This window comes from Zeimonas arvi (assembly GCF_008039575.1).
Lineage (GTDB): Bacteria > Pseudomonadota > Gammaproteobacteria > Burkholderiales > Burkholderiaceae_E > Zeimonas > Zeimonas arvi.
In genome coordinates, this window is the sequence record NZ_VDUY01000009.1 from 73,255 (window position 1) to 99,288 (window position 26,034).

Consider the following 26,034-nt stretch of genomic DNA (forward strand, 5'->3'; position numbering starts at 1 on the left):
GGCTCGCGGGCTTGCGTTTCGCCAGCCTCGGCAGCGGCAGCGAAGGCAACGCGCTGCTCGTCGAAACCGACGACGGCGCGTCGACTTCCCGGGTGCTGGTCGATTGCGGCTTCGGGCTGCGCGAGGCCGAGCGCAGGTTGCGCGCCCTGGGTTGCGAGCCGACCGCGCTGTCGGCCATCGTCGTCACCCACGAGCACGGCGACCACGTCGGAGGCGTCTTCCGGCTGGCGGCGGCGCACGGCATCCCGGTTCACCTCACCCATGGCACCCTCCAGGGCTGCGGACGCATCGGCCGTGCGGAGCCGCTGGTGCGCATCGTCGACCCGCTCGAGTCCTTCGAGGTCGGCGCCTTTCGCATCGAGCCGGTGCCGGTGCCGCACGATGCGCGCGAACCGGTCCAGTACGTGTTCGACGATGGTCGCGCCCGGCTGGGCGTGCTGACCGACCTGGGCCACGGCACGCCGCACGTGGTGCGCGCGCTGTCGCGTCTCGACGCGCTGGTGCTCGAGTGCAATCACGATCCGCAGATGCTGGCCGACAACCCGGCGTACCCGCCGGTGCTCAAGCGCCGGATCGGCGGGCCCTGGGGTCACCTCGCCAATGCCGAGGCGGCGCGAATCCTCGGCGCCATCGACCGCGACCGGCTGCGCACCGTGGTGGCTGCGCACCTGAGCCAGCAGAACAACCGGCCGGAGCTGGCGCGGCGGGCGCTGGCGGCGGTGCTCGACGCGGCGCTCGACGACATCCGGGTGGCGGACCAGGCCGAAGGCCTCGACTGGCACCCGGTCTAGGCTGCGTTCCAGCGGACCTGCACACGATGGGCCGCGGCAGGCTCAGGGGGCGGCGCCCAGTCGGATCCAGCCGGCGCTGTGCCATTGGTGGAGCAGGCCGAACACCGGTGCCGACGCAGCCGGCGCCTGCAGCTCGGCGGCATCGAGCCCGTGCCTGTCCGAGAACCGGCGCAGCAGCCGCCTGCCGGCGGCATCGGGGCTGAAGGCCTCGCCGTTCAGGTACAGCTTCGCACCCCGCCAGGCCATCCGGCTGCGTCGGTCCAGGCGGAGCCCTTGCTTGCGGGCAGCGCGAACGAAGCGCTCCAGCGCCATCGGCGCAGGCGATTCGAACCAGACCGAGGGCTTGGGTTCGGTCAGGTAGCGGCCCGCGAATTCGTCGACGCGCGCCGGATCCGGCCGCCAATCACGCGCCCACGCGGACAGGGTCGCCGCGAGATCGTCGGGAATCCGGCCCGGCGAGGTGGCGGGCGCGCGGCCACGATCGCCGAAGCGGGGGTCGGGCCCGCCGGGCGCATCGGCCGCTTCGGCGAGGAATGCCGACAGGAACTCCTGGCGCGACGGCGCGCGAAAGCCGATCGAGCAGGTCATGCAGGGGCCGTGGGCAATGCCGTCGTGGCCCCAACCCGGCGGCAGGTAGAGCATGTCGCCCGGCTCCAGCGTCCATTCCTCGTCGGGCTCGAAGCCGTCGAGGATCTTCAGGGGCAGCCCCTCGACCAGCCGCGGCTGCCGCACCGGCCCGATCCGCCAGCGGCGCCGCCCCCAGGCCTGCAGCAGGAAGACATCGTAGGAGTCGACGTGCGGCCCGACCCCGCCGCCATCGCCGGCCAGGCTGATCATCAGGTCGTCGAGCCGCGCGTCGGGCACGAAGCGAAAGCGCGCCAGCAGCGCGTGCGCCGCGTCGACATGGAGGTCGACGCCCTGCACGAGCAGCGTCCAGTCGCGTCGGGTCAGCGCCGGGACTTCTTCGGGTTCGAACGGGCCGTGCTCGAGCGCCCAGCGCCCGCGTCGACGCGTCACCAGTCGCGACTCGACGTCGTCGTCGGCCGCCAGCTCGACCAGTTGCCGGGGATCCAGGGGCGGCGCGAGGCCCGGGATGGCCTGGCGGATCAGCAGCGGCCTGCGCTGCCAGTGGCGGCGCATGAACTCGTCTACACTGAGGCTGCCCAGGGGGGCGACGGAGTCGCCGGCCCTGGAAGGGGCGCGCCGGGTCGCCCGTCTCGATTCTTTCGCTTTCATCGCACGATTATAGGAAGGAGTGCCGGGTGCAGCTCGAGGTCGCGAACGATCGCTGGGTCACCGTCCATTACCGGCTGTTCGATTCGAGCGGCGAGGCCGTCGAGAACGGCGAGCGGGAGATCACCTACCTGCACGGCGGCTACGGCGACGTGTTCGAGCCGATCGAGCGGGCGCTCGCAGGACAGGCGGCGGGCTTCGAGACCAGCCTGTACCTCGAGCCGGAACAGACCTTCGGCGACTACGATCCCGGGCTGGTCCGGCTCGCGCCGCGCGAGTCGCTGCCCGAGAAACTCGAAGAGGGCATGGGCTTCGAGGGCGTGCCCGGCGAAGCGCCCGACGGCCGCATCTGGATCGTGACCGACATTGCCGGCAACCAGGTCGTGCTCGACGGCAACCATCCGCTGGCCGGGATGGCGCTGCGCTTCGAGCTGAAGATCGTGGAGGTGTCCGAGGCCGACGAGGACGAGATCGCCGAATACCGGGCGCGCGGCGACGCCGAAGCCTGACTTGCGTGCGGCGCCGATCCTGCCTGGCGGGCAGGACCGTCAGGCGCGTGCGGCGGGCGCCGCGCCCCCCGCGGGCGTGAACGCATCGGAATAGCAGGCCTCCTCGGACAGGCCCTGCGCCACGAAGGCCGGCCGCGCGGCCTCGACCATTCGAACCGATCCGCAGGCGTACACCGAGAAGCCCGACAGGTCGGGAAAGTCGGCCAGGATCGCCTCGTGGACCAGGCCGGTGCGGCCGTCCCAGGGCTCGTCGGTGCCGGGCTCGGACAGCACCGGAACGAAGCGGAAGTTCGGATGTTCGCGCGCCCAGCGCTGCGGCAGCGCCATCATGTACAGGTCGCGGCGCTGGCGCACGCCCCAGTACAGGTAGAGCGGCCGCTCGATGCCCAGCCGGAAGGCCTGCTCGAGCAGGCTCTTCACCGGTGCGAAGCCGGTGGCGCCGGCCACGAAGATCAGCGGCTTGTCGCTCGGTTCGTGCAGCACGAAGGAGCCGACCGGCCCTTCGAATTGGATCTCGTCGCCTGGCTTCATCGATTCGAACACGCGTGTGGTGAAGCGTCCGCCCGGCATCAGCCGCACGTGAAGTTCGACCAGGTCGGTTTCGCCCGAAGGCACGGTGAACGAGTAGCTGCGCCGCGCGCCGTCTTCCAGGATCACGTTCAGGTACTGGCCGGCTTCGAAGGCGAGCTTGCGGCCGTCCTGCAGGCGCAGCCCGAGCAGCATCACGTCGTGCGCGAGCTTCTCGAGCCGCTCGACCCTGGCGCGGTAGCGCTCGATCGTGGTGCCGCGCGCGGCCGCGTGCGCCTCGTATTCGAACTCCACGTCGGTGATCGCGGTGGCGCAGCAGGTGAGGATGCGGCCCGCCGCGCGTTCGTCGTCGGTCAGCGCGCTCTTCTGGTAGCCGGACATCTCGACCTGCCCGCCGATCAGCGTGGCCTTGCACACGCCGCAGCCGCCCGATCGGCACTCGAAGGGCAGGGGGATGGCGGCGCGCAGGCCCGCGTCGAGCAGGGTTTCGCCCGGGCGGACCGGCGCGAGCTGGCGCCCCGGATGCACGGTCATCTGCTTCGGTTCGCCGCGGGCGTAGCGCGCCGGCGGCATCCAGGGCAGGGCGAACAGCAGCAGCGTGGCCGCCGCCAGCGCGCCCCACAGCCAGAGCGGATCCCAGGCGTAGATCAGCGGATACACGCCGAGGTAGAACCAGTCGAATGACAGCGTGGCCGGGAAGGACGCGAAATCGGCCGGCGCCTGGCTGACCACCGGGCGCACCAGCGCGAGCACGGCGAGCATCAGGACCAGTCCGATCGCAAGCGGCCGGGGGGGCATCTGGGAGGCGCGCGGCACGCGTTGCGTGTGGATCCACAAGGCGAGCAGCACGACCAGCGGGATCCCGATGTGCAGGAAGGACAGCAGCGAGAACAGTCGGTCCGACACCGCCTCGGGAGTGATGAAGTTGCGGGTCAGCATGCCGCGGAACACCGGCAGCGCGTCGAGCCACTCGGTGGTCGCGATGACCACGAACTGGGCCAGCCGGTCCCAGGGCAGCATGAAGCCGTTCACGCCGGACGCATAGACCAGCCACAGCAGGACCACGCCGGTGATCCACGAGAAGGCCCGGAAACCCCGGTGCCGGTCGAAGGCGAAGTGCCGCAGCATGTGCAGCAGCATCGTGAGGACCATGGCGTCGGATGCGTACCGGTGCACGCTGCGCATGATGCCGCCGGCGAACCACTGCCCGTGCGTGATCGCCTCCATCGAGGCGTAGGTCTTGTCGACCCCGGTTTCGTAGAAGGCGTAGACGTAGAGGCCGCTGATCACCACCAGCCAGAACATCCAGTAGCTGGTGGCGCCCAGGTAGTACATCGGGTTCAGCCGGTCGCCGAAGACCCGGTTGCCCACGGCCTCCATCCGGAGGAAGAACCACTGGAGCAGGGACTGGATCGCGCGAAGCACCGGGAGCCTCCGAGTGGGGACGAACCTTGAGCGGCGTCAATGTGGGGGCTTGACTTCCGTCCCCGTTGGTTCACGATAAAGATGCATGAAAAATATATCAAGGAGGGGGTAATGGCCGATCACAAGCCAGAGCAGGGCGCGTCCGAATCACCGGAAGAACGCATTCCGGTTTTCCAGCAGATCCTCGACAACCCGTTTCTGCTGTTGTTCCTCGGGGTCACGATTCCCACCGTCCTCTACATCCTGTGGGGCGTGATGGAGATCGCGACGGTCCCGGTCAGCCCGCTCGCCAAGTAGCGGGCACAGGAGCCAAACCATGAGCGCGATCCTGCCCCCGCAGCAGCGGATCTGGTGGAAGCAGCCGGTCGACAAGGTCGAGCTGATCTGGATCACCATCGCCTTCGTCTGGTGCATGGTGATGTTCTTCATGATGCCGTACTGGCATGTGTACGGCGGCCAGAACCTCTCGCCCGAGACCTACCGGGTCAAGCCCGAGCTCTTCCAGCGGGCCACCCAGGAAATGGTCGACAAGTACACGGTCCGCACCGAGACCGACGAGAAGATCCCGGTCGTCGCGCCGCCTGCCGGCAGCGACATCTTCCTGATCGCGCGACTGTGGTCCTTCTGGCCGATCCTCGAGCTGAAGAAGGACGAGACCTACCGGCTGCACCTCACCGCGATGGACTACCAGCACGGCTTCTCGCTCCAGCCGGAGAACATCAACGTCCAGATCCTTCCCGGCTACGAGCACGTCATCACGATCAAGCCGAACCGCAGCGGCACCTACGCGATCGTGTGCAACGAGTTCTGCGGCATCGGCCACCACAAGATGGTCACGCGGCTCTACGTGAAAGATTGAAGGGGGCGACGAAAATGGCTAGCACACAGGCGCTGTTCCGGACCTGCCCCCGGTCGGGGCTGCAGTTTCACAAGTCGGCGGAGTCGCTGATCAAGCTCAATGCGGTCGCCGCGGTCGTCACGCTGCTGATCGGCGGCTTGCTCGCGCTGCTGCTGGTGCTCACGCGCTGGCAGGCGATCCACCTGATCGATGCCGACAACTTCTACCTGTACCTGACCGCGCACGGCCTGGACATGCTGGTCGCGTGGATCATCTTCTTCGAGATCGCGATCCTCTATTTCTGCTCGTCCACCTTGCTTCGCTGCCGCCTGGCCACGCCGCGGATCGCCTGGCTGGGCTTCGCGCTGATGGTGATCGGCACGGTCACCTACAACGTGGCGATCTTCAGCGGCAACGCCACGGTGATGATGACCTCGTACGTGCCGATGCCCGCGCACCCGGCCTTCTACCTCGGACTGATCCTGTTCGCGGTGGGCGCGCTGATCGGCTGCTTCGTGTTCCTGGGCACGCTGGTGGTGGCCAAGGCGGAGAAGACGTACGAGGGGTCGATCCCGCTGGTCACCTTCGGGGCGCTGACCGCCTGCATCATCGCGATCTTCACGATCGCGTCGGGTGCGATCATCCTGATTCCCACCTGGCTGTGGTCGATCGGCTACATCAAGCACATCGATCCGGCGATGTACCGGGTCATCTGGTGGGCCTTCGGCCACTCGTCGCAGCAGATCAACGTGAGCGCGCACGTGGCCGTCTGGTACGCGATCGCCGCCATCGTGTTCGGCGCCAGGCCGATGTCCGAGCGGATCAGCCGCACGGCCTTCTTCCTGTACATCTGCTTCCTGCAGCTCGCGTCGGCGCACCACATCCTGGCCGATCCGGCGGTGGGCGTGGAGTGGAAGGTCTTCAACACCAGCTACGCGATGTACCTGGCGGTGCTGGCCTCGATGATCCACGGCCTCACGGTGCCGGGCGCCATCGAGGTGGCCCAGCGCGAGAAGGGCTTCACCAAGGGAATGTTCGAGTGGCTGCGCAAGGCGCCCTGGGGCAACCCGGTGTTCTCGGGCATGTTCATCTCGCTGCTGGGCTTCGGCTTCCTGGGCGGGATCTCGGGCGTGATGATGGGCACCGAGCAGCTGAACATGATCATCCACAACACGATCTACGTGCCCGGCCACTTCCACGCCACGGTCGTGCTCGGCACCACGCTCGCGTTCATGGCGATCACCTACTTCCTGCTGCCCACGTTGTTCAACCGCGAAATGATCCTGCCCGGCTGGGCGAAGTGGCAGCCCTACGTGTTCGGGCTGGGCATGGGCGTGTTCACGCTGGCGATGATGGGCGCGGGCACGCTCGGCGTGCCGCGCCGGCACTGGGACATCACCTTCGCCGGCGCGTCGCTGCCTTACGAGTACCCGGGCACGGCGCTGCTGATGCTGGCCATCTGCGGCATCTCGGGCGTGATCGCGGTGATCGGTGGGGCGATGTACATCATCATCACGGTGGGCACGATCCTCTTCGGCAAGAAGCTCGACGCCGGCGCCTACACCACCTCGATCACGCCGCTGCGCCTGCCGGTCCAGGCTGCGCTGACGGGCCACGGCGGACATGGCGGCGGCTTCGCGGCGCCAGGCACCTTCGTGCTGGCGCTGGTGTTCCTGACAGCCTTCGTCCTCTACTACTTCGTGAACTGGAAGTACCTGTCCACGGTGTGGGGGCTGAGCTGAGGCGCGCGCCGGGCGCGGGAGGAAGCAGCACATGAAGGCCTTGCTCAACCTGTTCAAGCTGCGGATCGGGGTGGCGATCGCGCTCACCGCCGTCGCCGGGCTGATGATCTCGCCCGGCGGCCAGATCGGCGGATGGCAGGCGGCGGTGCTGACGCTGGCCGTGCTCCTGTCCTCGTCCGCGGCAGGAGCCTTCAACCAGTTCTACGAGGTCGACCTCGATGCGCGAATGGGACGCACCAGCCGGCGGCCCTTCGTGACCGGACGCTTCCGGCACCACGGCGGCTGGCTGGCGCTGATCGTGGCGCTGACCGGCATCGCGGTCGCCGCGGCCTGGTATGCCGCCAATGCGCTGGCTGCGCTGTACACCTTCCTGGGCGCCTTTGTCTACGCGGTGGTCTACACCGTCTGGCTCAAGCGCCGCAGCGCCTGGAACATCGTGATCGGCGGCCTGGCGGGCAGTTTCGCGGTGCTGGCCGGGGCGGCGGCGGTGCAGCCGGCCTTGTCGGTCGAGGCGATGCTGCTGGCGGTGGTCCTCTTCCTCTGGACGCCGCCGCATTTCTGGAGCCTGTCCATCGTCTGCCGCGACGACTATGCGAAGGCCGGCGTGCCGATGCTGCCGGTGGTGCGCGGCGAGCGCTTCGCGTCGTGGGCGATCTTCCTGCACGCGGTGGTGATGGTCGGCCTGTCGCTGGCGATCGCGGCCTGGTCGCCGGGGTGGCTGTACTTCGCCTGCGCCGCGACGGGCGGCGGCCTGCTGGTCTCGCGCACGATCGCGTTGTTGCGGGCGCCCGGGCGGGCGACCGCGCTGGCCAGCTTTCATGCATCGCTGGTGCAGTTGTCGCTGCTGCTGCTCGGCACGATCGCGGATGCCTGGATGCGCAATGCGATGGCCTGACGCAGCGCGCCACGTGGCGGGCTTCGGCGCGCGAATCGTCGTGGCCGTTCTGCTCGTGATCCTGCCACCCCTGGCTTTCGCGCAGTCCGGGCCGCCATCGGATGTCCGGCGTGCCTTCGAGACCAGCCAGGCCGCCATCGGCAACCCCGTCGGCGACTTCGAGCTGCGCGACGCCTCCGGCAGATCCGTCCGGCTGTCCGACTACCGCGGCAAGCCACTGCTGGTGAGCTTCATCTACACCGGCTGCTTCCAGATCTGCCCGGCCACCACGCGCTTTCTGTCCCAGGCGGTGGGCGTGGCCCGCAACGCGCTGGGCGAGGGCCGCTTCAGCGTGGTGTCGATCGGCTTCAACCAGCCCTTCGACGATCCGGTGGCCATGGCTTCGTTCGCGAGGCAAGTCGGCATCTCGGATCCGGACTGGGCCTTTCTCAGTCCGGCGCCGAAAGACGTGGAGGCGCTCACGAAGCGCTTCGGCTTCACCTGGGAGGCCACGGCCGGCGGCTTCGACCATCTTCTGCAGGTGAGCATCGTGAACGCCGATGGCGTGCTCTACCGGCAGGTCTACGGCGAGAACTTCGACATGCCGATGCTGGTGCAGCCGCTCAAGGAGCTGCTCTCCGGACAGGCATCGGCGCAGTTCACGCTGGCGAACGTCTGGGACAAGGTGATCCTGTACTGCACGGTGTACGACCCGCACAGCGGGGCTTACCGGGTCAACTACTCGCTGTTCTTCGAGATCTTCGCCGGGCTGACCACCCTGGGGGCGATCGCCTGGGTGCTGGTGCGCGAGCTGCGGCGGTCCCGGCGGGCCTGAACGTGCACGAAGGGGCGAGCGCATGAGTACCGGGGGGGCCTGGCGGCGCGTCGAGTTCGGCCTCGACCGGACGTTCGGCAACGCCGGCAATCCACTGCGGCAGCTCGGCGGGCTGGGCTTCTTCCTGTTCTGGGTGATCGCGGTCAGCGGCGGCTGGCTCTACGTGTTCTACGAGACCAGCGTCGAGGGCGCCTGGCGCTCGGTGCAGTGGCTCACGGTCGACCAGTGGTGGGGCGGGGGCCTGATGCGCAGCCTGCATCGCTACGGCTCGGACGCCTTCGTGGTCGTCGTGGTGCTGCACCTGGTGCGCGAGCTCGCCCTGGGCCGCTACATGGGTTTTCGCTGGTACTCGTGGATCAGCGGCGTGCCGACGCTGTGGCTGGTGGTGGGGTCCGGCGCGATCGGCTACTGGTTGGTCTGGGATGAGCTCGGATTGTTCGTGGCCACCGCGACCGCGGAGTGGTTCGGGGTGCTGCCCGGGTTCGGCCCGGCGCTGGTGCGCAACTTCATCGCCGCCGAGGCGGTCTCCGATCGCCTGTTCTCGCTGGTCGCGTTCCTGCACATCGGCTTGCCGCTCGCGCTGCTGCTGGTGATGTGGGCGCATGTGCAGCGGATCACCCGCCCGCGCACCGGCGTGACCCGGGCGCTCGCGCTCTGGACGCTGATCGGGCTGATCGCGCTGTCCGCCGCGAAGCCTGCGGTGTCGCTGCCGCCGGCCGACCCGGCAATGCTGCCTGCGCTGATCGCGGTCGACTGGTTCTACCTGGCGCCGCTGGTCGCCAGCGATCGCCTCTCGGCCGAGGCGGTCTGGTCGGTCTCGATCGGGCTCACGCTGCTGCTGGTGCTGGCGCCCTGGCTCTCGCGGACGCCCCGGCCGGCGCCGGCGGTGGTCGATCCGGCGCACTGCAACGGCTGCACCCGCTGCTTTGCCGACTGCCCCTACGCCGCGATCGCGATGGCGCCGCATCCGCAGGGACGCGGCGAGATTGCCGTGGTCGATGCGGACCGGTGCGCGGCTTGCGGAATCTGCGCGGGCGCCTGTCCGTCGGCCAGCCCGTTCCGGCGCAGCGAGCGGCTGACCAGCGGGATCGACCTGCCCTGGCTGACGGTCGACATGCTGCGCGATCGTCTCGATGCGGCCATGTCCACGGCAGCCCGCGCGGCAGCCCCGGCGGCGGCCGTCACCGGACGCGTGGCGGCGACGGGCGCCCCGGGCTTGCCGCTGCTGGTCGTCTTCGCCTGCGAGCGGGCGGCCCGGGTGGCCGAATCGACGCCACGAGCCGGGCCGCCCGACACCCGCCTGGCCGTCCTGGAGTTGCCCTGCGCCGGCATGGTGCCGCCGTCCTTCGTCGACTACGCGCTGCGCCATGGGGCCGACGGCGTGGTCGTCGAGAGCTGTCCCGGGCTGGACTGCGAATACCGCTTCGGCGAGCAGTGGATCGCGCAGCGGCTGAGCGGCGAGCGCGAACCGCGCCTGCGAGCGGCCGCCGACGCGACCCGTCTGCGGCAGGTCGAAGCGGCGCGCGTGGACCCGGAGCGGCTCGCCGGCGCGATCGAAGCCTTTGCCCAGGAGCTGAAGCACAGGGCCGATGCCCCGCGCAGGGCGCGCCCGGAGGAGACCGAGAATGCCTGACCGCATCCTGCGCTACGGCGCGCAGGCCGTCCTGTACGGGCTGTTCGCGCTCTTCGTCGGCTATTTCTCCACCTCGCCGGCCTACCGGCATCTCGAGGAGGATCAGGCGCTGCTTCGCATCTCCTTCCGGCACCCAGGCAAGATCGCGACCGATTGCCGCACACGCAGCGCCGAGGAGCTGGCGAAGTTGCCGCCGCACCTGCGCGCCGAGCAGGACTGCGAGCGCGAGCGTTCTCCGGTCCGTATCCGGGTCGAGATCGACGGCCGCCTGCTGCACGACGAGGTGGTCGCGCCGGCCGGGCTGCGCAAGGACGGCGCCTCGAGCACCTATCGCCGCCTGCCGATCGCAGCCGGCGAGCATCACCTGAAGGTCATGGTCAACGACGATCGCCGCGTCGAAGGCTTCAATCACGAAGGCGAGCGCAAGGTGACGCTCGCGCCGGGCCAGGTCGTGCTGGTGGATTTCGTGGCGGACAAGGGCGGGGTGGTCATCCGATGAAGACGGTCTCCATGGCGGCGGGCGCGCTCGACCGGCTGGCCTCGGTGGCGGACAGCGAGCGCTTCGACCTGGAAGTGCCGGCGGCCGAGCAGCGGTCGCTCGCGGCCGGCTGGCTGGGCCTGGGCGTGGCCGCGCTGGTCGGCGCCGGCCTGTTCTCCATCCTGCTGGTGCTCGCGCGCACGCCCTGGTTCGCGCAGTGGGTGCCTGCCGGCAACTTCTTCCGCGTGGCCCTGATCGTGCACGTGGACCTGTCGGTGCTGGTCTGGTTCATCGCGATGGCCGGAATGCTCTGGACCGTCGACAGCTCGGGCAAGCGGATCACGCTCGGCTGGCTGGCGCTGTTCGTGAGCGCCTCGGGCGCCGCGCTGATCGCCGTCGCCCCATTCACCGGCCCGGCCACGCCGATCATGTCCAACTACGTGCCGGTGCTCGACAACCACGTGTTCCTGTACGGGCTGGGAGTCATCGGGATCGGCTTCGCGCTGCTGGTGCTGCGCGCCTTCCTGGCGCAGGCGCCGCTGAGCCTGCGAATGGACGGAGCGGATGCGCTGCGTTTCGGCCTGAAGGCCGCGGCGGTCGCGGCGGCGGTGTCGCTGCTGGCACTCGGCTGGTCGTACTACGAGGTGCCCCGCGCGCTCGACGCCGGCACCTACTACGAGCTGCTGTTCTGGGGGCCGGGCCACGTGATCCAGTTCGCCTGGACGCTGCTGATGCTGGTCGCCTGGGCGTGGCTCGCCCAACTGTCCGGATCGCCGCTGCCGTTGCGCCCGAGGGTGGTGGCGCTGGTCTACCTGATCGCGCTGCTGTCGGTGTTCCTGGCGCCGCTGATCTACCTCAACTGGACGGTGCTCTCGGTCGAGCACCAGCGGATGATGACCTGGCTGATGCGCTTCGGGGGCGGGCTGGCCATCCTGCCGATGGTGCTGGCGCTGACGGTGGCGCTGGCCACCGGACGCGCCGCGGCGTCCGCGCAGCGGCCGCTGCGCGCGGCCCTGTTGTGCTCGCTGGCGCTCTTCGCGGTGGGCGGGATGATCGGGTTCATGATCCGAGGGTCCGACGTCCGGGTGCCGGCCCACTACCATGGCTCCATCGTCGGCGTCACGCTGGCCCTGATGGGCCTGGCCTACGCGCTGCTGCCTCGCTTCGGATACCGGGCGCCCGAGGGACGGCTCGCCTTCTGGCAGCCTTGGCTGTACGGCGGAGGCCAGTTGATGCACATCCTTGGTTTGCTCTGGTCGGGCGGCTACGGCGTCCAGCGCAAGGTCGCCGGGGCCGAGCAGGTGCTGCGCACGCCGCAGGAGGTCTTCGGGATGGGCCTGATGGGACTGGGTGGCCTGGTGGCGATTGCAGGCGGCATGCTGTTCGTCTGGGTGGTGCTGCGGTCGATGATCGCAGGGCAGGCGGCGCCTCGCAGCCCCGAATCCCGGGCCGTCCTTCGATGAAGCGGCTCGCGCTCCTCGCGTGCCTGCTGACCGTCTGCATCACGGCCAGCAGCGCCTTGATCCGGCACTGGCAGGCCGGACTTGGTTGCGACGCCTGGGGGGCCTGCGCAGCGACCTTCCCGGTGCGCGGCGGCGCCGAAGCCGCGGCCGGAGTGCCGGTCGAACCGCCGCCGGCGATACGGGTGGCCCGGCTCACGCACCGCGCGAGCGCCTCAGCGGTGGGCCTGCTGGTGGCCGCGATCGCCTTGTTCGGCTGGGCGCGATTCTCCGGGGCGCAACGCGTCGCCTCGGCGATCGCACTGGCCGACACCGTGTTCCTGGCCTGGCTGGGGCGTTACACGCCGCACGACCTGCCCCTGGTGACGGTGGGCAACGTCGCCGGCGGCATGGTGCTCGCCGCTGTACTGGCCTGGTTGGCCACGGCCGACGCCGGCCGAGCCGCGCCTCCGGTCGGCCGGGCCGTGACTTCGGCGCCACGGGCCGGCGGCCCCGCGGGGTTTTCGCTGCTGCTGATGGCCTTGTTGGTGTTCACCGGCACGATGACAAGCGTGCGCGGGGCGGTGGATGCCTGTCCGCAGCTGCTGTGCCTGGGCGGCGCACGCCTCGAGGCGGCCGCCTTCGATCCGTGGGCCGCGGGCGACCTGGAGCGGCCGGCCGAGATCGGGATGCACCTCGTTCACCGTCTGCTGGCGCTGGCCTTTGCGGCGGCGGCGCTGTCGGCGGCCAGCCGGGCCTGGCGGAGCGCGGCTGCGTCCGAGCGCGGGCTGGCGGTCGCGATCGCGGTGCTGGTCGCGACGCAGCTCGCCCTCGGTCTTGCCACGGGCTTCGGCGCGGCGCCGCTGGTCACCGCCACCCTGCACAACGCGGTTGCCGCGCTCTTGGCGTCGGTGCTGACCGCGCTCGCGGCCGCGGCGCCTCGCGCGACCGCTGCGCCCCGTCTCATGGCCGCGGCGGATCCGGATCGGTTCGCCGGGACGTGATCCGGAACGGCTCGTCCGCAGCCGGGTCGACGTCGATCCGCACCCACAGGTTCGAGAAGGGCGAACCGTAGCTCTCGACCCTGAGCAGGCGCTCGCCCAGGCGCTCGACCGAATGCCGGTGGGTGTCGCCGTGCAGGAACAAGGTGTGGCCCGGGAAACGGGCGGCGAGCCCCTCCAGCAGGCGCTGGAAGCTCGCGTAATGACCTCCGGCCGAGCGGCCGAAATGCGGGTTCGCCTGGCCGATCACCACGATCGCGCCGAGCCGGTCGCGCGTGGCGATCGCGTAGGCCTCGCGCAGCCAGGCCTCGTTCCAGCGCTCGCGCGCCGCGCGGCTGCCCGGATGCCGCTTCTCGACCTCGCGCGCATTTCGGCTACCGGGCAGGTTGATCGTGGCGAACAGCGTGCCGCCGGCCCGCCAGCGGAGGTTTTCCGGCGGTCCGCCCGGGGTGGCGTCGGCTTGCCGCCGGAGCACGAGGGGCTCGACACCGGGCGCCGACTCGGCGTCGAGGCCCGGCCTGCCGCCGAGCGCGTCGGCATCGGCGAAGAACAGGCGGCGCAGCGCCGCCAGCCGCTCCAGCGGATCGAAGCCGCCGGCGCGCGAGTGATGGCAGTCCGCCCATTCGTTGTCGCCGGGCGTGAAGACCAGCGGCACCGGGCTCCGGTCAAGCAGCGCGTGGCGTTCGGCGAGCAGCGCGTCGTCGCAGGATTCCCAGCTCCCCTTCAGGTCGCCGGCGTGGACCACGAAGGCGATGTCCTCGTCGAGCGAATCGAAGATCTGCCCGACCATCGGGACCTCGAGCGCGAAATAAGGGAGGTCGCCGATCAGCGCGAAGGACACCGCACCTTGCGTCGCGGGGCCGTCGGCCCGGGCAGGGGAAGTGCCTGCGCCGGCCGCCATGCAGAGCGTGGTCGCCAGCGCGGCCGCGAGCGCGCGAGGGCCGCCGCGCAATGCGCCCCGGGCGGACGGGCGCCCCCTCACGTCTTGCCTGCGTCGAGGCGCTCGCGCAGCGAATACAGCAGCGCCAGCGCCTCGCGCGCGCTGAGCGCGTCGGGGTCGAGCTCGCGCAGTCGCTCCAGCACCTCGGACTCGGTGGCGCGGTGGGCGGCGTCGGCCGAGACGGAGCGTTCGCGCGCCTCGGTGTCGCCTGGCCGGCCGGCGGGCGGGCCGTCCCCGGAGGGCATCGCGAACAGGTCGAGCTGCTCGTCCTCGGCGCGGGCCCGCGCCTCGAGCTCGCCGAGCACCTTGTCGGCGGCGCGGATGACTGCCGCCGGCATGCCGGCGAGCCGGGCGACCTGGATGCCGTAGCTGCGGCTGGCCGGTCCGTCGCGCACCTCGTGCAGGAACACGATGCCGCCGCGGTGCTCGGCGGCGGCCAGGTGCAGGTTGATCGCCTGGGGGTGCGTGGCCGCCAGGCGCGTGAGCTCGAAGTAGTGCGTCGCGAACAAGGTCAGCGCGCGGTTGTGCGCAAGCAGGCGCACGGCGATCGCGTGCGCCAGGGCAAGTCCGTCGAAGGTCGAGGTGCCGCGGCCGATCTCGTCCATCAGCACCAGCGAGCGCTCGGTGGCCGCGTGGAGGATCGCGGCCGCTTCGGTCATCTCGACCATGAAGGTCGAGCGGCCGCCGGCCAGGTCGTCTGAGGCGCCCACCCGGGTGAAGATGCGGTCGAGCGGGCCGATCTCGCAGTCGTCGGCGGGCACGAAGCTGCCGCAGCAGGCAAGCAGCGCGATCAAGGCCACCGATCGCATGTAGGTCGACTTGCCGCCCATGTTGGGGCCGGTGAGCAGCAACATGCGCCGGTTCTCGCGCATCACGCAGTCGTTCGGAACGTAATGCTCCACGCCGGCCTCGACGACCGGGTGGCGGCCCGCGCGGATCTCGATGCCCGGCGCCGGCGAGAAGCGCGGGCGCACCCAGCGCAGCGTGTGCGCGCGCTGCGCGAAGGCGGCCAGCACGTCGAGTTGGGCGGCCGCGTGGCCTGCCCGCTGCCACAGACCCACGTTCGGCGCGAGCGACTCGACCAGCGCTTCGTAGAGTTGGCGCTCCAGCGCCAGCGCACGTTCGCGCGCCGAAAGCGCCTTGTCCTCGAAGGCCCTGAGCTCGGGCGTGATGTAGCGCTCGGCGTTCTTCAGCGTCTGGCGCCTGCGGTAGTCGTCGGGCACCTTGTCGGCTTGTCCGCGGCTCACCTCGATGAAGAAGCCATGCACGGCGTTGTAGCCCACGCGCAGGTTGGCGATGCCTGAGCGCTCGCGCTCGCGCTGCTCCATGGCGGCCAGCACGCTGTCGCAATCGCGGTCGATCGCACGCAGCTCGTCGAGGGCGGGATCGTGGCCATCGCGGATCACGCCGCCGTCGCGTGCCAGCGCAGGCGGTTCGTCGACCAGCGCGGCGGCGATCGGGGCGAAGGCGGCGTCGGGCAACGTGAGCGCGTCGAGCAGGCTTCCGAACAAGGCAGGATCGAGCGCGCGCAGGCGCTCGCACAGGCGGCGGATCGCCGGCTCGGCGTCGCGCAGCGCGGCCAGCTCGCGCGGGCGGACCGAGCACAGGGCGATGCGGGCGGCGATGCGCTCAAGGTCGGGAAGTTCGCGCAGGTCGGCCAGCACCGCCTCGTAACGCATGCCTGCCTCGTCGACCAGCAACGCCTCCACGCAGGCATGGCGCCGCGCGGCGTCGCGCTGGGCTCGCAGCGGTTCGAGCAGCCAGCGCCGCATCAGCCGGCCGCCGGCGCTGGTGGCGCAGCGATCGAGCAGCCTGAGCAGCGACGGCCCGTCGTCGCCGCGCATCGTTTCCACGATCTCGAGATTGCGCCGGGCGGCCGCGTCGAGCACCACGAACTCGTCGCCCGCGAACACCCGCAGGCCCTGCAGGTGCGAGGGCGCCTGGCCCTGGGTGCGCTCCACGTAGTCGAGCAGGGCGCCGCCGGCGGCCACCGCGGCAGCCAGATCCTCGGCGCCGAAGCCGGCCAGGTCGCGGGTGCCCAGCAGCTCGGTGAGCCGGCGGCGGGCGCGGGTCTCGTCGAACTGCCAGCGCGGCGCCCGGGCGAAGGCCGCGCCCACCAGCGCATCGGCCAGCGCCTCGGGCAGCTTCGCGTCGTCGGGCAGCACCACCTCGGCCGGGCGCAGCCGGTCGAGCTCGCGCGCGAAGGCGTCGGGGGCGAGCTCGGCCAGCCAGCATTCGCCGCTGGCCACCACCATCCAGGCCAGGCCCAACCGCGCGCCCGGGGCGTTCGCTGCGCCCGGCAGCACCGCGAGCAGGATCCGGTCGTCGCGGTCGGGCAGGAGCTGCGCGTCGGTGAGCGTGCCGGGGGTGACGATCCGGACGACCTTGCGCTCGACCGGGCCCTTGGAAGTCGCCGGGTCGCCGATCTGTTCGCAGACGGCGACCGATTCGCCCAGCCGGATCAGCCGCGCCAGGTACTGCTCCACCGAGTGCACCGGCACCCCGGCCATCGGGATCGGCTCGCCGGCCGAGGCGCCGCGCTTCGTGAGCGTGATGCCGAGCAGCCGCGCGGCGCGCTCGGCGTCGCCGTAGAACAGTTCGTAGAAGTCGCCCATCCGGTAGAACATCAGGCGCTCCGGATGCTCGGCCTTGATGCGCAGGTACTGCTGCATCATCGGGGTGTGGCCGGCGAGATCGTCGTCCGGAAAGCCGCGCCTGACCGTGCTCTTCTGATCTTCTGATTCTTTATTTTCAGTCACTTACGGAGACTCACGATGCACGGCGGATTCTCTGGGTGTGCGTTGATGTGCATGTTTGTGCACCCCAATGAACCAAGTCCAGTATAGTTTTCAGTATAGGTTTTTGGATCATCAGTGTATGGGCACACTCAAACATCTTACCGGGCTGGATGTCTCGCGCCACAAGCATGGAGACCCGCCGCTGGTCGACGACGGGTATCCAGGCTTGCGGCTGGAGGCCCTGCTACCACTTAAAGACGGCGGCAGACGCGGCAGCTGGATCTACCGATACCGGACGAAGGCCGGACATCTCAAGCAGATCAAGCTGGGTCAGTTTCCTGTCATGAGCCTCGCCGACGCGCGCAAGGCTTGGGCTGAGCAGAAGAAAATTCGCGACGACCCCTTGCGCGGCGATCCACGAATCGAACTGAACAAGGTCAAGACGGCCAGCCGACGCGCACATGCCGAGAAGCGGCAGGCGGCCTACTCGGTCAAGGACCTCTGCGACCATTATCTGGAAGAGCATGTCGACAAGGTTCGGAAGCGCTCGGACGAGCCCCGAAGGTTGTTAGAGAGAGAGGTCGTTCCGGTGCTGGGGTCGAGAGCGGCGATCGGGATTCTTCGAAAGGACGTTCATGAGCTGGTCCAAGGCATCGTTGACCGGGATGCGCCTCGCGTCGCGGGGATGGTCCGCCTGGAGCTGCGCGCGGCGTTTGAGCACGCCATCAGCGCAGGCCGCCTTCCCGCGGAGCACGCGAACCCTTGCGACAAGGTGAAGGCCCCGCCGCAGCGCAAGCGCCAGCGCACCTTCAGCGAGAGCGAGTTGACCGCCTTCCTTCGCTGGCTCCCCACGGCGCGTGTGAGCCGTTCCGTTCGGGATGCGATGCAGCTCGAACTGCTCACGACCGCACGCCAGGGCGAGATCGTGGCTATGGAATGGCGGCACATCGACGAGGCCAGGGCTATCTGGCATCAGCCAACCAGCAAGAACGCTCGGCCGCACGATGTGATGCTGTCGCGGCAAGCTCTGGCCATCATCGAAGCACGCCGCGGCCTTCATGCGCAGTGGGTGTTTCCCCGGCCTGACGGGGCAGGGCACATCGCATCGAAGGCTATCGGCATCCAGCAGTATGCCGCCAAGGCGACGCTTGGCTTCAGCGACTGGACTGTTCACGATCTGCGTCGGACGGCGCTCACGGGGCTCGCCAAGCTCGGGTGCCCGCGTGTCGTGCAGGACCGCATCTCGAATCACTTCGACTCGTCCGTGGCCGCCATCTACGACCGCCATCAGTACGACGACGAGGCGCGCTCGTGGTTGCAGACCTGGGCGGATTACCTCGACAAGGTATCGCCTCGGGCGGCAGGGGCAGATTTGCTTATGGAGATGGGGGGCGAGGTGAGCAACGAGAAGAGCGAGGCCAGAGCGTGAAAAGTGCCCCCACCATAGTCAGCACCTGGGCTCTAGCTTGGCTTGCTCGCGTTCCCGCGAACAATCCGAATCGCGGGGTCGTGGCGCGGCTCGTTGACGACCCGAGGATGCTGGACGCGTGGCGCAGCCTGGCGCGGTTGGCAGTTCGCGATGAGTGGTACTACGAGCGCTACATCGAGTTTGTCACCGATGCGTCGCCATTTTCCAGCACCGACAGCTCGGATGCGAATGTGGGGTCGTTCCCCGGGCCGCAGGAGCTTGCCATGGTGAATTTTGCGAACGCTTGCCTGTTGGCATACGGGTTCTACGCCCATGTTCTCCCTGCGAAGCCGGCAAGCGAGATTCGCGAGGATTGGATGACGATTGCGCTGAATTCGGCGGAGATTGCGCGAAAGCTTCAGGCCTTGAAGATCGAGACGGCGCGGGCGAACGATCTTGCGTATCTACTGAATACGATGCTTCGTAGGCGTGGCGCTGCCGAGGGCGACATCGCAAAGGTGACAAGTGTGCTTCGTCATTTGCCGACGGGGCTCGCCGATAGGGGGGATTACGGCGGGTCTAGCTCGCTAACGAGCTCGGACTTTCTGGAAGAGCTCGAAAGCATTGCGCGGAAGAGGGCGCGCGTGAGGCCCGAGGGGCCGCGCAAAAGGACGCCGGAAGTCATGCGCCGGACGGTCGTCCTGGACGAATTGTGCAAGTTCGCCAAACGCACGTACAAACGTCCGCCCGCGCAGGCCATCGCCACAGCCGTTGAGGTTGTTCTTGACAGTCAGACGCCACTGGATGTGCGCCAGGTGCGCGAGAAGCTCGGGTCAATTCGGGAGCCGCGCGCGGAAGATTACGGGGGATATTTCCGCTGAATCCTCCTGTCGAGTTTGATAGCAGGATTCGAAGATGTGCCTGTCTACACGCCACTCCACAGGAGAGTTGAGATGGGTACAGAAGCACCGCAACTTGCGTATGCGATTCGTGAATTCTGTCGATCGGCACGAATCAGCGCGTCATTTTTCTACAGGTTGTGCCGGGAAGGGCAGGGTCCGACGACGTTCAAAGTTGGGCGCAGACGCTACGTCGGCGTTGAAGCAGCGCGCGCCTGGTTGGAGCGGCGAGAAGAGCTGACCGCGGAGGTCGGTGGGCGGACTGGGAGGCAGGCATGAACCGGCCCCGGCTGTCATCGGCGAAGCCCCCTGCGCTTCAAGACACGGCCGCCGCGCCCAATCGATCGGGGTTGCGGGTTCGTCGGAAGGGAAAGGGGTCGAAATCCGAGATTCACGGCCCTACCGGAGGCACCCGTACGCTGGTCACGATCCTTCAGTCCCACAGGGGAACCACGAGCAAAGTCATCAAGCAGGGCTCTGCGGGCGGAATCGAGGTGATTGAGTTCAATGCCGGAAAGTGGTTCACCAGCGTGGCATGGGAGGTAGGTAATATCGAGGAGCTCTCCGCTCTGCTTTCCGCACTTGAGCGCATGGAGCGCGAGCTCGTCATTCGCGGTCAGCCGGTTCCCGAATTCTTCACTCCCTGGGAGACCCGGCGCCTGAAAAAGAACTTTCAGACGCCCTCGGAGGGGTTGCCGTGGGTGATGATCGACTTCGACAAGATCAAGCTCCCCAGGGGGCTACGCTGCAAGCTCGATGACCGCCGGGTACGGGAGCACGTGATCGGGCTCTTGCCCGCCGAATTCCACGACGCCAGCTACCACTGGCAACTGTCATCAACGGCGGGACTCTACAAGACGGGCGTGGCGTCGCTGCATGCCTGGTTCTGGCTTGCGCGCCCCATTCCGGACGCCGACCTGAAACGGTGGGCCAAGTCTGTGAACGAGCGGGCGGGTTACAAGCTGGTCGATCCCGCGGTATTCGCCGACGTCCAGCCGCACTACACGGCAGCACCGGTGTTCGAGGGCGTGGAGAACCCGTACCCGATCCGCTCTGGCCTGGAACGAAAGAAGCTTGACGCGGTCGCCATCGAACTGCCGCCGTTGCCTCGGGCGAAACGTCGCAGTGGTGGCCGCGCGATGACTGCTGAGTCCTCAGTCGGGTTCGAGGGCTGGCTCGCGCGCATCGGCGACCACGCAGGCGGGGAAGGATTCCATGAACCGATCATCCGGGCCGCCGCGAGCTACGTTGCGACCTACGGACGCGACGGTACCGATGTGGATGCGCTTTACGAGCGCATTCGGGCCGTCGTCCTTGCCGCTGATGGATCCGCGCACGCCGGGGGCTACGTCGAGCACATGGCGAGCCGGGAGCACATCGTCCCCGCGATCGAGGGGGCGCTCGGGAAGTTCGGCGACCAGCCGAGCGCTCGGCGCAAGTCCCGCAGCCTGGAGGGCGTGGAGCCTCACTTCCCCGGGGAGTGCGCAGAGGCCAGCGAAGCATCGGCGGCCCTGGAAGCCTCCTTGCGCGACTTCTTCTCGGACAAGAAGTGCCTGCGGCGCATGTAATCAAGGCGCCGCCGGGGCTCGGGAAGACGACGGGAGTCATCAACCAAGTGGCCGCTGCTGGCCAGGGCACGGTGGAGATCTATGTGCCCACGCACGCGCTTGGCCTGGAGATTGAGAAGAAGCTGAGAGGCGCGAACCCGGCGCTCAGGGTGCAGGTGATCTCCGGGCGCAGCCACATCGCCGCAAATGGTCTGCCGATGTGTGCGAAGGCACAGGTGGCCGAGGAGGTGGCACGTAGCGGCGCCGACGTCTATGCATCGCTGTGCGAGCGGAAGACGAGCAAGGGATTTCAGCAATGCGACCATTTCGCCTCGTGTCCCTACATTCAGCAGTTCCGAAGCGGTGCACGGGTCACTATCTACACGCATGCACACCTGTCCAAGCGTAGGACGAAACTGGACCCGCCTGTCCCCGATTGGGCGATCATCGACGAGAGCTTCTGGCAGTCGTGCATCGACATCTTCTCGATCCCGATCTCGCTGCTACGGGCACCGTTCCTGGGGACAGTGAGCCGCAAGGTCTGCCTCGCTGTCCACGACGCTCTGAAACAGCAGCGACCGCTTTATGCGACCTTGACCACCGCGGGGATTCACGCCGGAGAGATCGAGAAAGCGAGGCGCGAGCTGCGGAGCCAGCGAGGCGCTCCCAAGCCGACCATGAGCGAGCCCGAGCAGCGAGCCGCGGCACATGCGATGCGGGACAGGTCGATGGTCCGGCGCCTTGTCGAATGCTTGTGGCGTGAGTCCTTCGCCGATCGCCCGACGAGTCATGCGATCGTGTATGAGTCGGGGACGGGCATGGTGACGGTCCATGTCGCGGAGCGCATCTCCCGGTTCGACGAAGGAAACGGCCTGAAGCGGGGCGCGCCGAATCCAAACAACGGCATGAAGAGCTCCAAGGTACTGGTCATCGACGGCAGCGCGAACAGGGAGATCATCAAGCAGTTCATGGCTATCACTCGGTTCGAGCAAATCGCCGCCAACAGGAAGGCCCGGGTCGTGCAGTGCACATCAACGCGCTGCTCGACGACCTCACTCGTTCCGGAGCGCAACACATCAAAGAAGAATAAGGCGGCCGCGCGCAAGCGCCTCGCCCAGCTTGAGAAGTTCTTGGCTCGCCTCGCGGCGGAGCATGAGAGGGTCCTGGTAGTGGGTCCGACTGCGATCACCGGCAACCCGAGGACGCAGGCGATGCCCTTGATTAAGGTTCCGGCGAATATTGACCTCGCGCACTTCGGCGCGATCCGAGGCATCGACCGCTGGAAGGACCACAATGCAATCGTCGTCATCGGGCGCAACGAGCCGCCGATCACGGCGGTCGAAGAGCTGGCCCGTGCGGTCTTCTTCAAATCGCCGGAGGCCATCGGGTCCGTCCCGAACTGGTCGACGGAGGTTCGAGGGGTGAGGGCGCGAGGCCGAAAATTCGGCGTCGACGTGGTCCGACACCCCGATGACCGGGTTCAAGCCGTACTCGAACAACTCCGCGAAGCCGAGTCCGAGCAGGCGATCGACAGGCTGCGGCTCGTTCACTGCGCAACCCCTAAGGAGGTCTACCTCCTCTCGAACATCCCGCTCGATGTCGATGTCGACGAGCTGGTCGACTGGGACGACCTCATGGAGGGGCGGCGCGTCGAACAGGCGTTCAGCCAGCTGTCTGGGGTGCTGCCGCTTAGCGGCGAATGGCTCGCCCAACGTTTTCCGCGCCTGTGGCGGACGCGGGCGGCCGCGGAGAGGGACGTCGCTCGATGGCGGAAAGACCGACAAAGTTCTAAGAGAACTACTATTGGAAAATTGTCGGTCGTTGAGCATGAATATCGCCCGGCCGCGTCGAAACAAAGGGCGTGGAGCCGCTGCGTGAGTCGGCACCCGTCCCCTGATGCGACTCGGGTCGAATTGGAGGCGCTTCTAGGGCAGCTGGTCTTGATGCGCGGTGCGCCCTCCTCGGCGTCGCCGCCGGGGCGCGAGCCGCTGGCGCTTCTCGCAGCGTAGTCCTGTCAGCCAGGCTCCTAGTCGGCAGAGCCGATTTCCATGAGCGCGGCCAGCTCCTCGTCACTCATCGCCTCCAGCCGCCGCAGCTCCGCGGCCCCGGCGTCGCCGAGCTGGACCCCCACCTGCACCCTGTCCGGCGCGTAGTACCCACACAGCCTGCCCACCTCGCGCCAGGCCGAGATCATGGCCGCCGGATCGGCCTTCTCGCGAGCCATCTCCACGGCCTCCAGGAGCCCGTCCAGCACCCGCTGGCGGGTCACCTCCAGGTCGGCGGCGATTCGGGCTTCCTGGGCCGCTACAGCGGCTCGTAGGTCAGGTTTCGTCAGGAGTTCGTTGGCGATCTGCTTGGCCGAGCGTGCCGAGTAGCCAGCCCGGACCGCGGCAGCTGCGCCGTTCCGGTCGACGGCGTACTCCGCGACGAAGCGCTGCTGCTTCGGGGTCAAGGTGGGCATGCCTAAATTATAGGCAGAGCAATGGGCTCCCGCTAGTTTGATTCCGTTTTGGCGGGAAGAAGCGAGGGTCTGCCCCCCTTCCAGGCAAAGGGCTTGACAACTATCGGGGCGCACGATGACCCTGTCGGCCTTGACCGCCAAACGTATCTGGGCCGAGGATCCATGCCAGATCTATTGTCCGACCTAAAAGACCGACTGCACAAGTACGGCACCACGGTGAATGAGAGTAGGAAATCCGTCGAGGTTCGGAGCGCCGCCTGCATCAATGCGCATGTCCCGGCATGTCCCGGTGTTTATTGGGTCGAAACGACCATGCCCGTCCGTGACATGCGTCTAGCGATCTCGACTGTCACGGGGAAGGAAAAACGCATTCGTGAAAAGGCCCCAGACGGGTCAACGCTCATTCAACAAGATGGCGCCGAATTTTACGTAGCCTACTGCGGGACTCAAGAGAACATTCGGCAAAGACTGCGGGAGCATCTTCTCGCTGAAGGCGGCAAAGACACCGTCAAGTTGGGGTGTGTGATTGACACCCCCCCGTTCTCCAACTATCGATGGCGTGTAAGTCACGCCCAAATAGACAGCTACGCCATTCGGTATGCAGTCGAAGCGTGGTGGCGGTTGAACATCGGATGGCCGCCGTTCTGTTGGAGGTAACCGAGAATTTGTTGGTGCCGTTCTGCTGCACCGCTCCGCGAACTCCCGGAGCACTGTCGTTGTTGCCCTACTCGACAACGCAATCGATTGAGGATTAACAAACAGCGATTCTCAAATGTGGCCCGAGTACTTTCCTGCTGACTGCCCACCTTCTGAAGCACGTCAAGACGAGCTCGAAGTCTTTCGGCTCGTGAGCGAGAATCCGCCTGCACCTAGCGACTTCGTTCCGGCTCGCGTTGAGACGCCTCACAGACTGTTTCAGCCTGAGAAGCTCTGCATGGCGTGCGGCCTTTCCGTCTTCCAGACAGCCGCAGATGCGGAGAAAATGCGCGAAAAATTCAGACCTCTAAGGTCGAAGCGTGTGGCGCGGGGAACCATCACGCCCCATGACGGCCTAGTACTTGAAACCGGGCAGCCGACGCACATGACGTGGTGGGTGCTTACAGAAACCCCACATCTACGTTTCGGCGAAGTGCTGTCCGATGAATGAAACCCACTTCCTTCTACGTTTGCTGCCTCAGCTTTCGCCGCTTGAGGTCTTCGACGTCTATGACGGCCCTCGTTTCTATAGCTGCCGGGATGCGGCTGGGCAAATCTTTCTCGTGTACTGGATAGACGAGACCGAGGCACGGACTACGTGGCTGTACTTACGCGTCAGCCAAGAGCGTTACACCAGTCTCAAGCGGGGGGTGATGAGCGTCGCGTCGGTCCTCGCCGAGCCAGAAGAGGGGTGTGCGTATGTTGTGCACAGCAGCCCAGCTGGTCCCACCGTGGAAGAAATCCGGACTGCGCAGATTGACCCAGAGTGGCTACCGCCCGCTGACGAACGGCTGTCGCTCACGACGGGAACTCTTCCCGATCGCGTAGCGCCGGCTGTCGAGACCGCACTTGGTAGCCGCAGGCACGTACTTGATCTTGCTCTTGAGAAGACAAGCAATACATATGAAATGAGTTGCGGAAAGCTCGGCAAGCTCCTCGACGCGATCCAGAACTCGGTGTTTGCCTTGGCATGTGGGACGGATCGAGATGTGCGCAGAGTTCCGGAGGAACTAAAGTTCAGCAACGAACTGCTTGTGACCGGGGTGTTCGCGAGTTCATTCGGGGTCAGGCTCAAGACGCGGGGTTCCGACCTTTTCTCTTCCGATGAGACTGCACGGGCTCTTAGAACGTTTACCGAGCTGCTTTCGGCTCTTAACACCCCGGACGACCTTCTAGAGGACTTGCATCGTTTTAACATCTTGGCGCGTAGTCGCTTCAAGCACTTGCTGCGAATGTTCATCGAAGCGGAAGTCTCAGTCAGCGCAGATTGGGGGGCGCCGTCGGGGGATACTCACCAAGGGCGTGCTTCCTTTCCGGAGATCAGGGGCGCATTGCTGAAACTGGAGGCTGCGCACAACGCCACTACTCAAACCGTAAAGCGACAAGGGCGGTTAGTTGGTGTCGACGTAAAGAGTAATTTTTTCGCTCTAGTAGTCGGCGATGATGAGGTGCTTAAGGGCACCCTGGCCCCGTCAATCGCTCGCCGCCAGTTTGAGATCCCGAGCGAGATTCGGGCGACCCTTGAGGAGACTTGTGTTGTCGATCCGTTGACGGATCGTGAGAAGTGGTCGTACGTACTACTGGATGTCGTTCAACAACAAGATTAGTCGCCCTGGGCCGCTTCGGCTCCGGCGCGTCCAGGATCACGTCACTCATCGCGATCAGCGGGTCGGTCCAGTCCGCCTTGGCCCGCGCCCAAGCGAGCCAGTCCTCGACTTCCGGCGTGACCCTCCCGGCGTCGCGCGCAGCCCGCTCGTAGGTATCGATGTACTCGCGCAGCTGCTGCGCGCGCCGGTACCGCGCTGCGTCCCGCCGGAGCGCCCCTAGGCGCTTCCTCTCATTCTCGTAGCGCTCGACCTCGCGCTGGTACTTCTCCATCGCGATGCGCCGCGCCGTAACCGTACGGGCAACCCATCTTTCCCGCCGCGCTGATCGATGTCAGCCGTCGGCGAGCGATGCGGTCCAGCGATGCGGCAGCAAGTCGTCGATGCGGCGCGCCGGGTACGTCGGCAAGCGCTC

General features: G+C 67.6%; 21 protein-coding genes. 16 read left to right on the top strand and 5 right to left on the bottom strand.

Translation table 11 applies throughout. The annotated features are described in order from the left end of the window. Nucleotides 1–11 precede the first annotated feature (11 nt). Complete coding sequence (locus FHP08_RS17630; RefSeq protein ID WP_147705817.1) at nucleotides 12–791, top strand: MBL fold metallo-hydrolase; 780 nt, start codon at nucleotides 12–14, stop codon at nucleotides 789–791. Nucleotides 792–833: 42 nt separating this feature from the next. On the opposite strand, the gene FHP08_RS17635 is transcribed toward FHP08_RS17630, so the two are convergent. After that, a complete protein-coding gene (locus FHP08_RS17635; RefSeq protein ID WP_147705818.1) occupies nucleotides 834–2,027 on the bottom strand; it encodes a ribosomal protein uL16 3-hydroxylase in 1,194 nt (397 codons plus the stop codon). Between the two features lie 26 nt (nucleotides 2,028–2,053). Here FHP08_RS17635 and FHP08_RS17640 point away from each other — a divergent pair, with 26 nt between their 5' ends. Beyond that, on the top strand, nucleotides 2,054–2,533 hold the full coding sequence (locus FHP08_RS17640) for an FKBP-type peptidyl-prolyl cis-trans isomerase (RefSeq protein WP_147705819.1): 480 nt from the start codon (nucleotides 2,054–2,056) through the stop codon (nucleotides 2,531–2,533). A gap of 39 nt (nucleotides 2,534–2,572) precedes the next feature. Here the strand turns inward: FHP08_RS17640 and FHP08_RS17645 are convergent, their stop codons facing one another. Further along, a complete protein-coding gene (locus tag FHP08_RS17645) occupies nucleotides 2,573–4,486 on the bottom strand; it encodes an FAD-binding oxidoreductase (RefSeq protein ID WP_147705820.1) in 1,914 nt (637 codons plus the stop codon). Between the two features lie 111 nt (nucleotides 4,487–4,597). On the opposite strand from FHP08_RS17645, the gene FHP08_RS17650 reads away from it, so the two are divergent. The 9 genes from FHP08_RS17650 to FHP08_RS17690 are packed head-to-tail and all read left to right on the top strand — an operon-like array spanning nucleotide 4,598 to nucleotide 13,329. After that, entirely contained in the window at nucleotides 4,598–4,783 is a 186-nt protein-coding gene (locus tag FHP08_RS17650; protein ID WP_147705821.1) for a hypothetical protein, read from the top strand. A gap of 19 nt (nucleotides 4,784–4,802) precedes the next feature. Then, nucleotides 4,803–5,345 carry a cupredoxin domain-containing protein gene (locus FHP08_RS17655; protein ID WP_147705822.1) on the top strand — a complete coding sequence of 181 codons (543 nt, stop codon included), beginning with the start codon at nucleotides 4,803–4,805 and terminating at the stop codon, nucleotides 5,343–5,345. 14 nt (nucleotides 5,346–5,359) lie between these two features. After that, a complete protein-coding gene (locus tag FHP08_RS17660; protein ID WP_147705823.1) occupies nucleotides 5,360–7,066 on the top strand; it encodes a cbb3-type cytochrome c oxidase subunit I in 1,707 nt (568 codons plus the stop codon). Nucleotides 7,067–7,097: 31 nt separating this feature from the next. Next, nucleotides 7,098–7,961, top strand: coding sequence for a heme o synthase (gene cyoE / locus FHP08_RS17665; protein WP_147705824.1), 864 nt, complete (start codon nucleotides 7,098–7,100; stop codon nucleotides 7,959–7,961). Further along, nucleotides 7,948–8,775, top strand: coding sequence for an SCO family protein (locus tag FHP08_RS17670; RefSeq protein WP_187272358.1), 828 nt, complete (start codon nucleotides 7,948–7,950; stop codon nucleotides 8,773–8,775). Before cyoE ends, FHP08_RS17670 begins: the two co-directional genes overlap by 14 nt. 22 nt (nucleotides 8,776–8,797) lie before the next feature. Then, nucleotides 8,798–10,408: a hydrogenase iron-sulfur subunit gene (locus FHP08_RS17675; protein ID WP_147705826.1), complete on the top strand. Its 1,611-nt coding sequence runs from the start codon at nucleotides 8,798–8,800 to the stop codon at nucleotides 10,406–10,408. Beyond that, a complete protein-coding gene (locus FHP08_RS17680) occupies nucleotides 10,401–10,907 on the top strand; it encodes a hypothetical protein (RefSeq protein WP_147705827.1) in 507 nt (168 codons plus the stop codon). The genes FHP08_RS17675 and FHP08_RS17680 overlap by 8 nt, the downstream gene beginning before the upstream one ends. Further along, nucleotides 10,904–12,349 carry a cbb3-type cytochrome c oxidase subunit I gene (locus FHP08_RS17685; protein WP_147705828.1) on the top strand — a complete coding sequence of 482 codons (1,446 nt, stop codon included), beginning with the start codon at nucleotides 10,904–10,906 and terminating at the stop codon, nucleotides 12,347–12,349. The genes FHP08_RS17680 and FHP08_RS17685 overlap by 4 nt, the downstream gene beginning before the upstream one ends. Then, the gene (locus tag FHP08_RS17690; RefSeq protein ID WP_147705829.1) at nucleotides 12,346–13,329 is read left to right on the top strand and encodes a COX15/CtaA family protein; all 984 of its coding nucleotides are present in this window, start codon (nucleotides 12,346–12,348) and stop codon (nucleotides 13,327–13,329) included. Before FHP08_RS17685 ends, FHP08_RS17690 begins: the two co-directional genes overlap by 4 nt. Here the strand turns inward: FHP08_RS17690 and FHP08_RS17695 are convergent. Together FHP08_RS17695 and mutS are read right to left on the bottom strand one after the other, a co-directional pair. Next, nucleotides 13,289–14,308, bottom strand: coding sequence for a metallophosphoesterase family protein (locus FHP08_RS17695; protein ID WP_147705830.1), 1,020 nt, complete (start codon nucleotides 14,306–14,308; stop codon nucleotides 13,289–13,291). The genes FHP08_RS17690 and FHP08_RS17695 overlap by 41 nt on opposite strands. Next, a complete protein-coding gene (gene mutS / locus FHP08_RS17700) occupies nucleotides 14,305–17,025 on the bottom strand; it encodes a DNA mismatch repair protein MutS (protein WP_456119749.1) in 2,721 nt (906 codons plus the stop codon). The genes FHP08_RS17695 and mutS overlap by 4 nt, the downstream gene beginning before the upstream one ends. Nucleotides 17,026–17,143: 118 nt before the next feature. Here mutS and FHP08_RS17705 point away from each other — a divergent pair, with 118 nt between their 5' ends. From FHP08_RS17705 to FHP08_RS17725, 4 genes are all read left to right on the top strand, one after another. Then, entirely contained in the window at nucleotides 17,144–18,433 is a 1,290-nt protein-coding gene (locus FHP08_RS17705) for a tyrosine-type recombinase/integrase (RefSeq protein WP_187272359.1), read from the top strand. A gap of 107 nt (nucleotides 18,434–18,540) precedes the next feature. Continuing rightward, nucleotides 18,541–19,293: a hypothetical protein gene (locus FHP08_RS17710; RefSeq protein ID WP_147705832.1), complete on the top strand. Its 753-nt coding sequence runs from the start codon at nucleotides 18,541–18,543 to the stop codon at nucleotides 19,291–19,293. Between the two features lie 512 nt (nucleotides 19,294–19,805). Beyond that, the gene (locus FHP08_RS17720) at nucleotides 19,806–20,879 is read left to right on the top strand and encodes a hypothetical protein (protein WP_147705834.1); all 1,074 of its coding nucleotides are present in this window, start codon (nucleotides 19,806–19,808) and stop codon (nucleotides 20,877–20,879) included. Then, complete coding sequence (locus tag FHP08_RS17725) at nucleotides 20,861–22,867, top strand: hypothetical protein (protein ID WP_147705835.1); 2,007 nt, start codon at nucleotides 20,861–20,863, stop codon at nucleotides 22,865–22,867. The genes FHP08_RS17720 and FHP08_RS17725 overlap by 19 nt, the downstream gene beginning before the upstream one ends. A 17-nt stretch (nucleotides 22,868–22,884) precedes the next feature. Here FHP08_RS17725 and FHP08_RS17730 read toward each other — a convergent pair whose 3' ends face one another. Then, nucleotides 22,885–23,319 (bottom strand): terminase small subunit, encoded by a 435-nt coding sequence (locus FHP08_RS17730; protein ID WP_147705836.1) that lies wholly within the window; start codon nucleotides 23,317–23,319, stop codon nucleotides 22,885–22,887. A gap of 1,139 nt (nucleotides 23,320–24,458) precedes the next feature. Between FHP08_RS17730 and FHP08_RS17735 the strand changes: the two genes are divergently transcribed. Next, complete coding sequence (locus tag FHP08_RS17735; RefSeq protein WP_147705837.1) at nucleotides 24,459–25,622, top strand: DUF6575 domain-containing protein; 1,164 nt, start codon at nucleotides 24,459–24,461, stop codon at nucleotides 25,620–25,622. The last annotated feature ends 412 nt before the right edge of the window (nucleotides 25,623–26,034 follow it).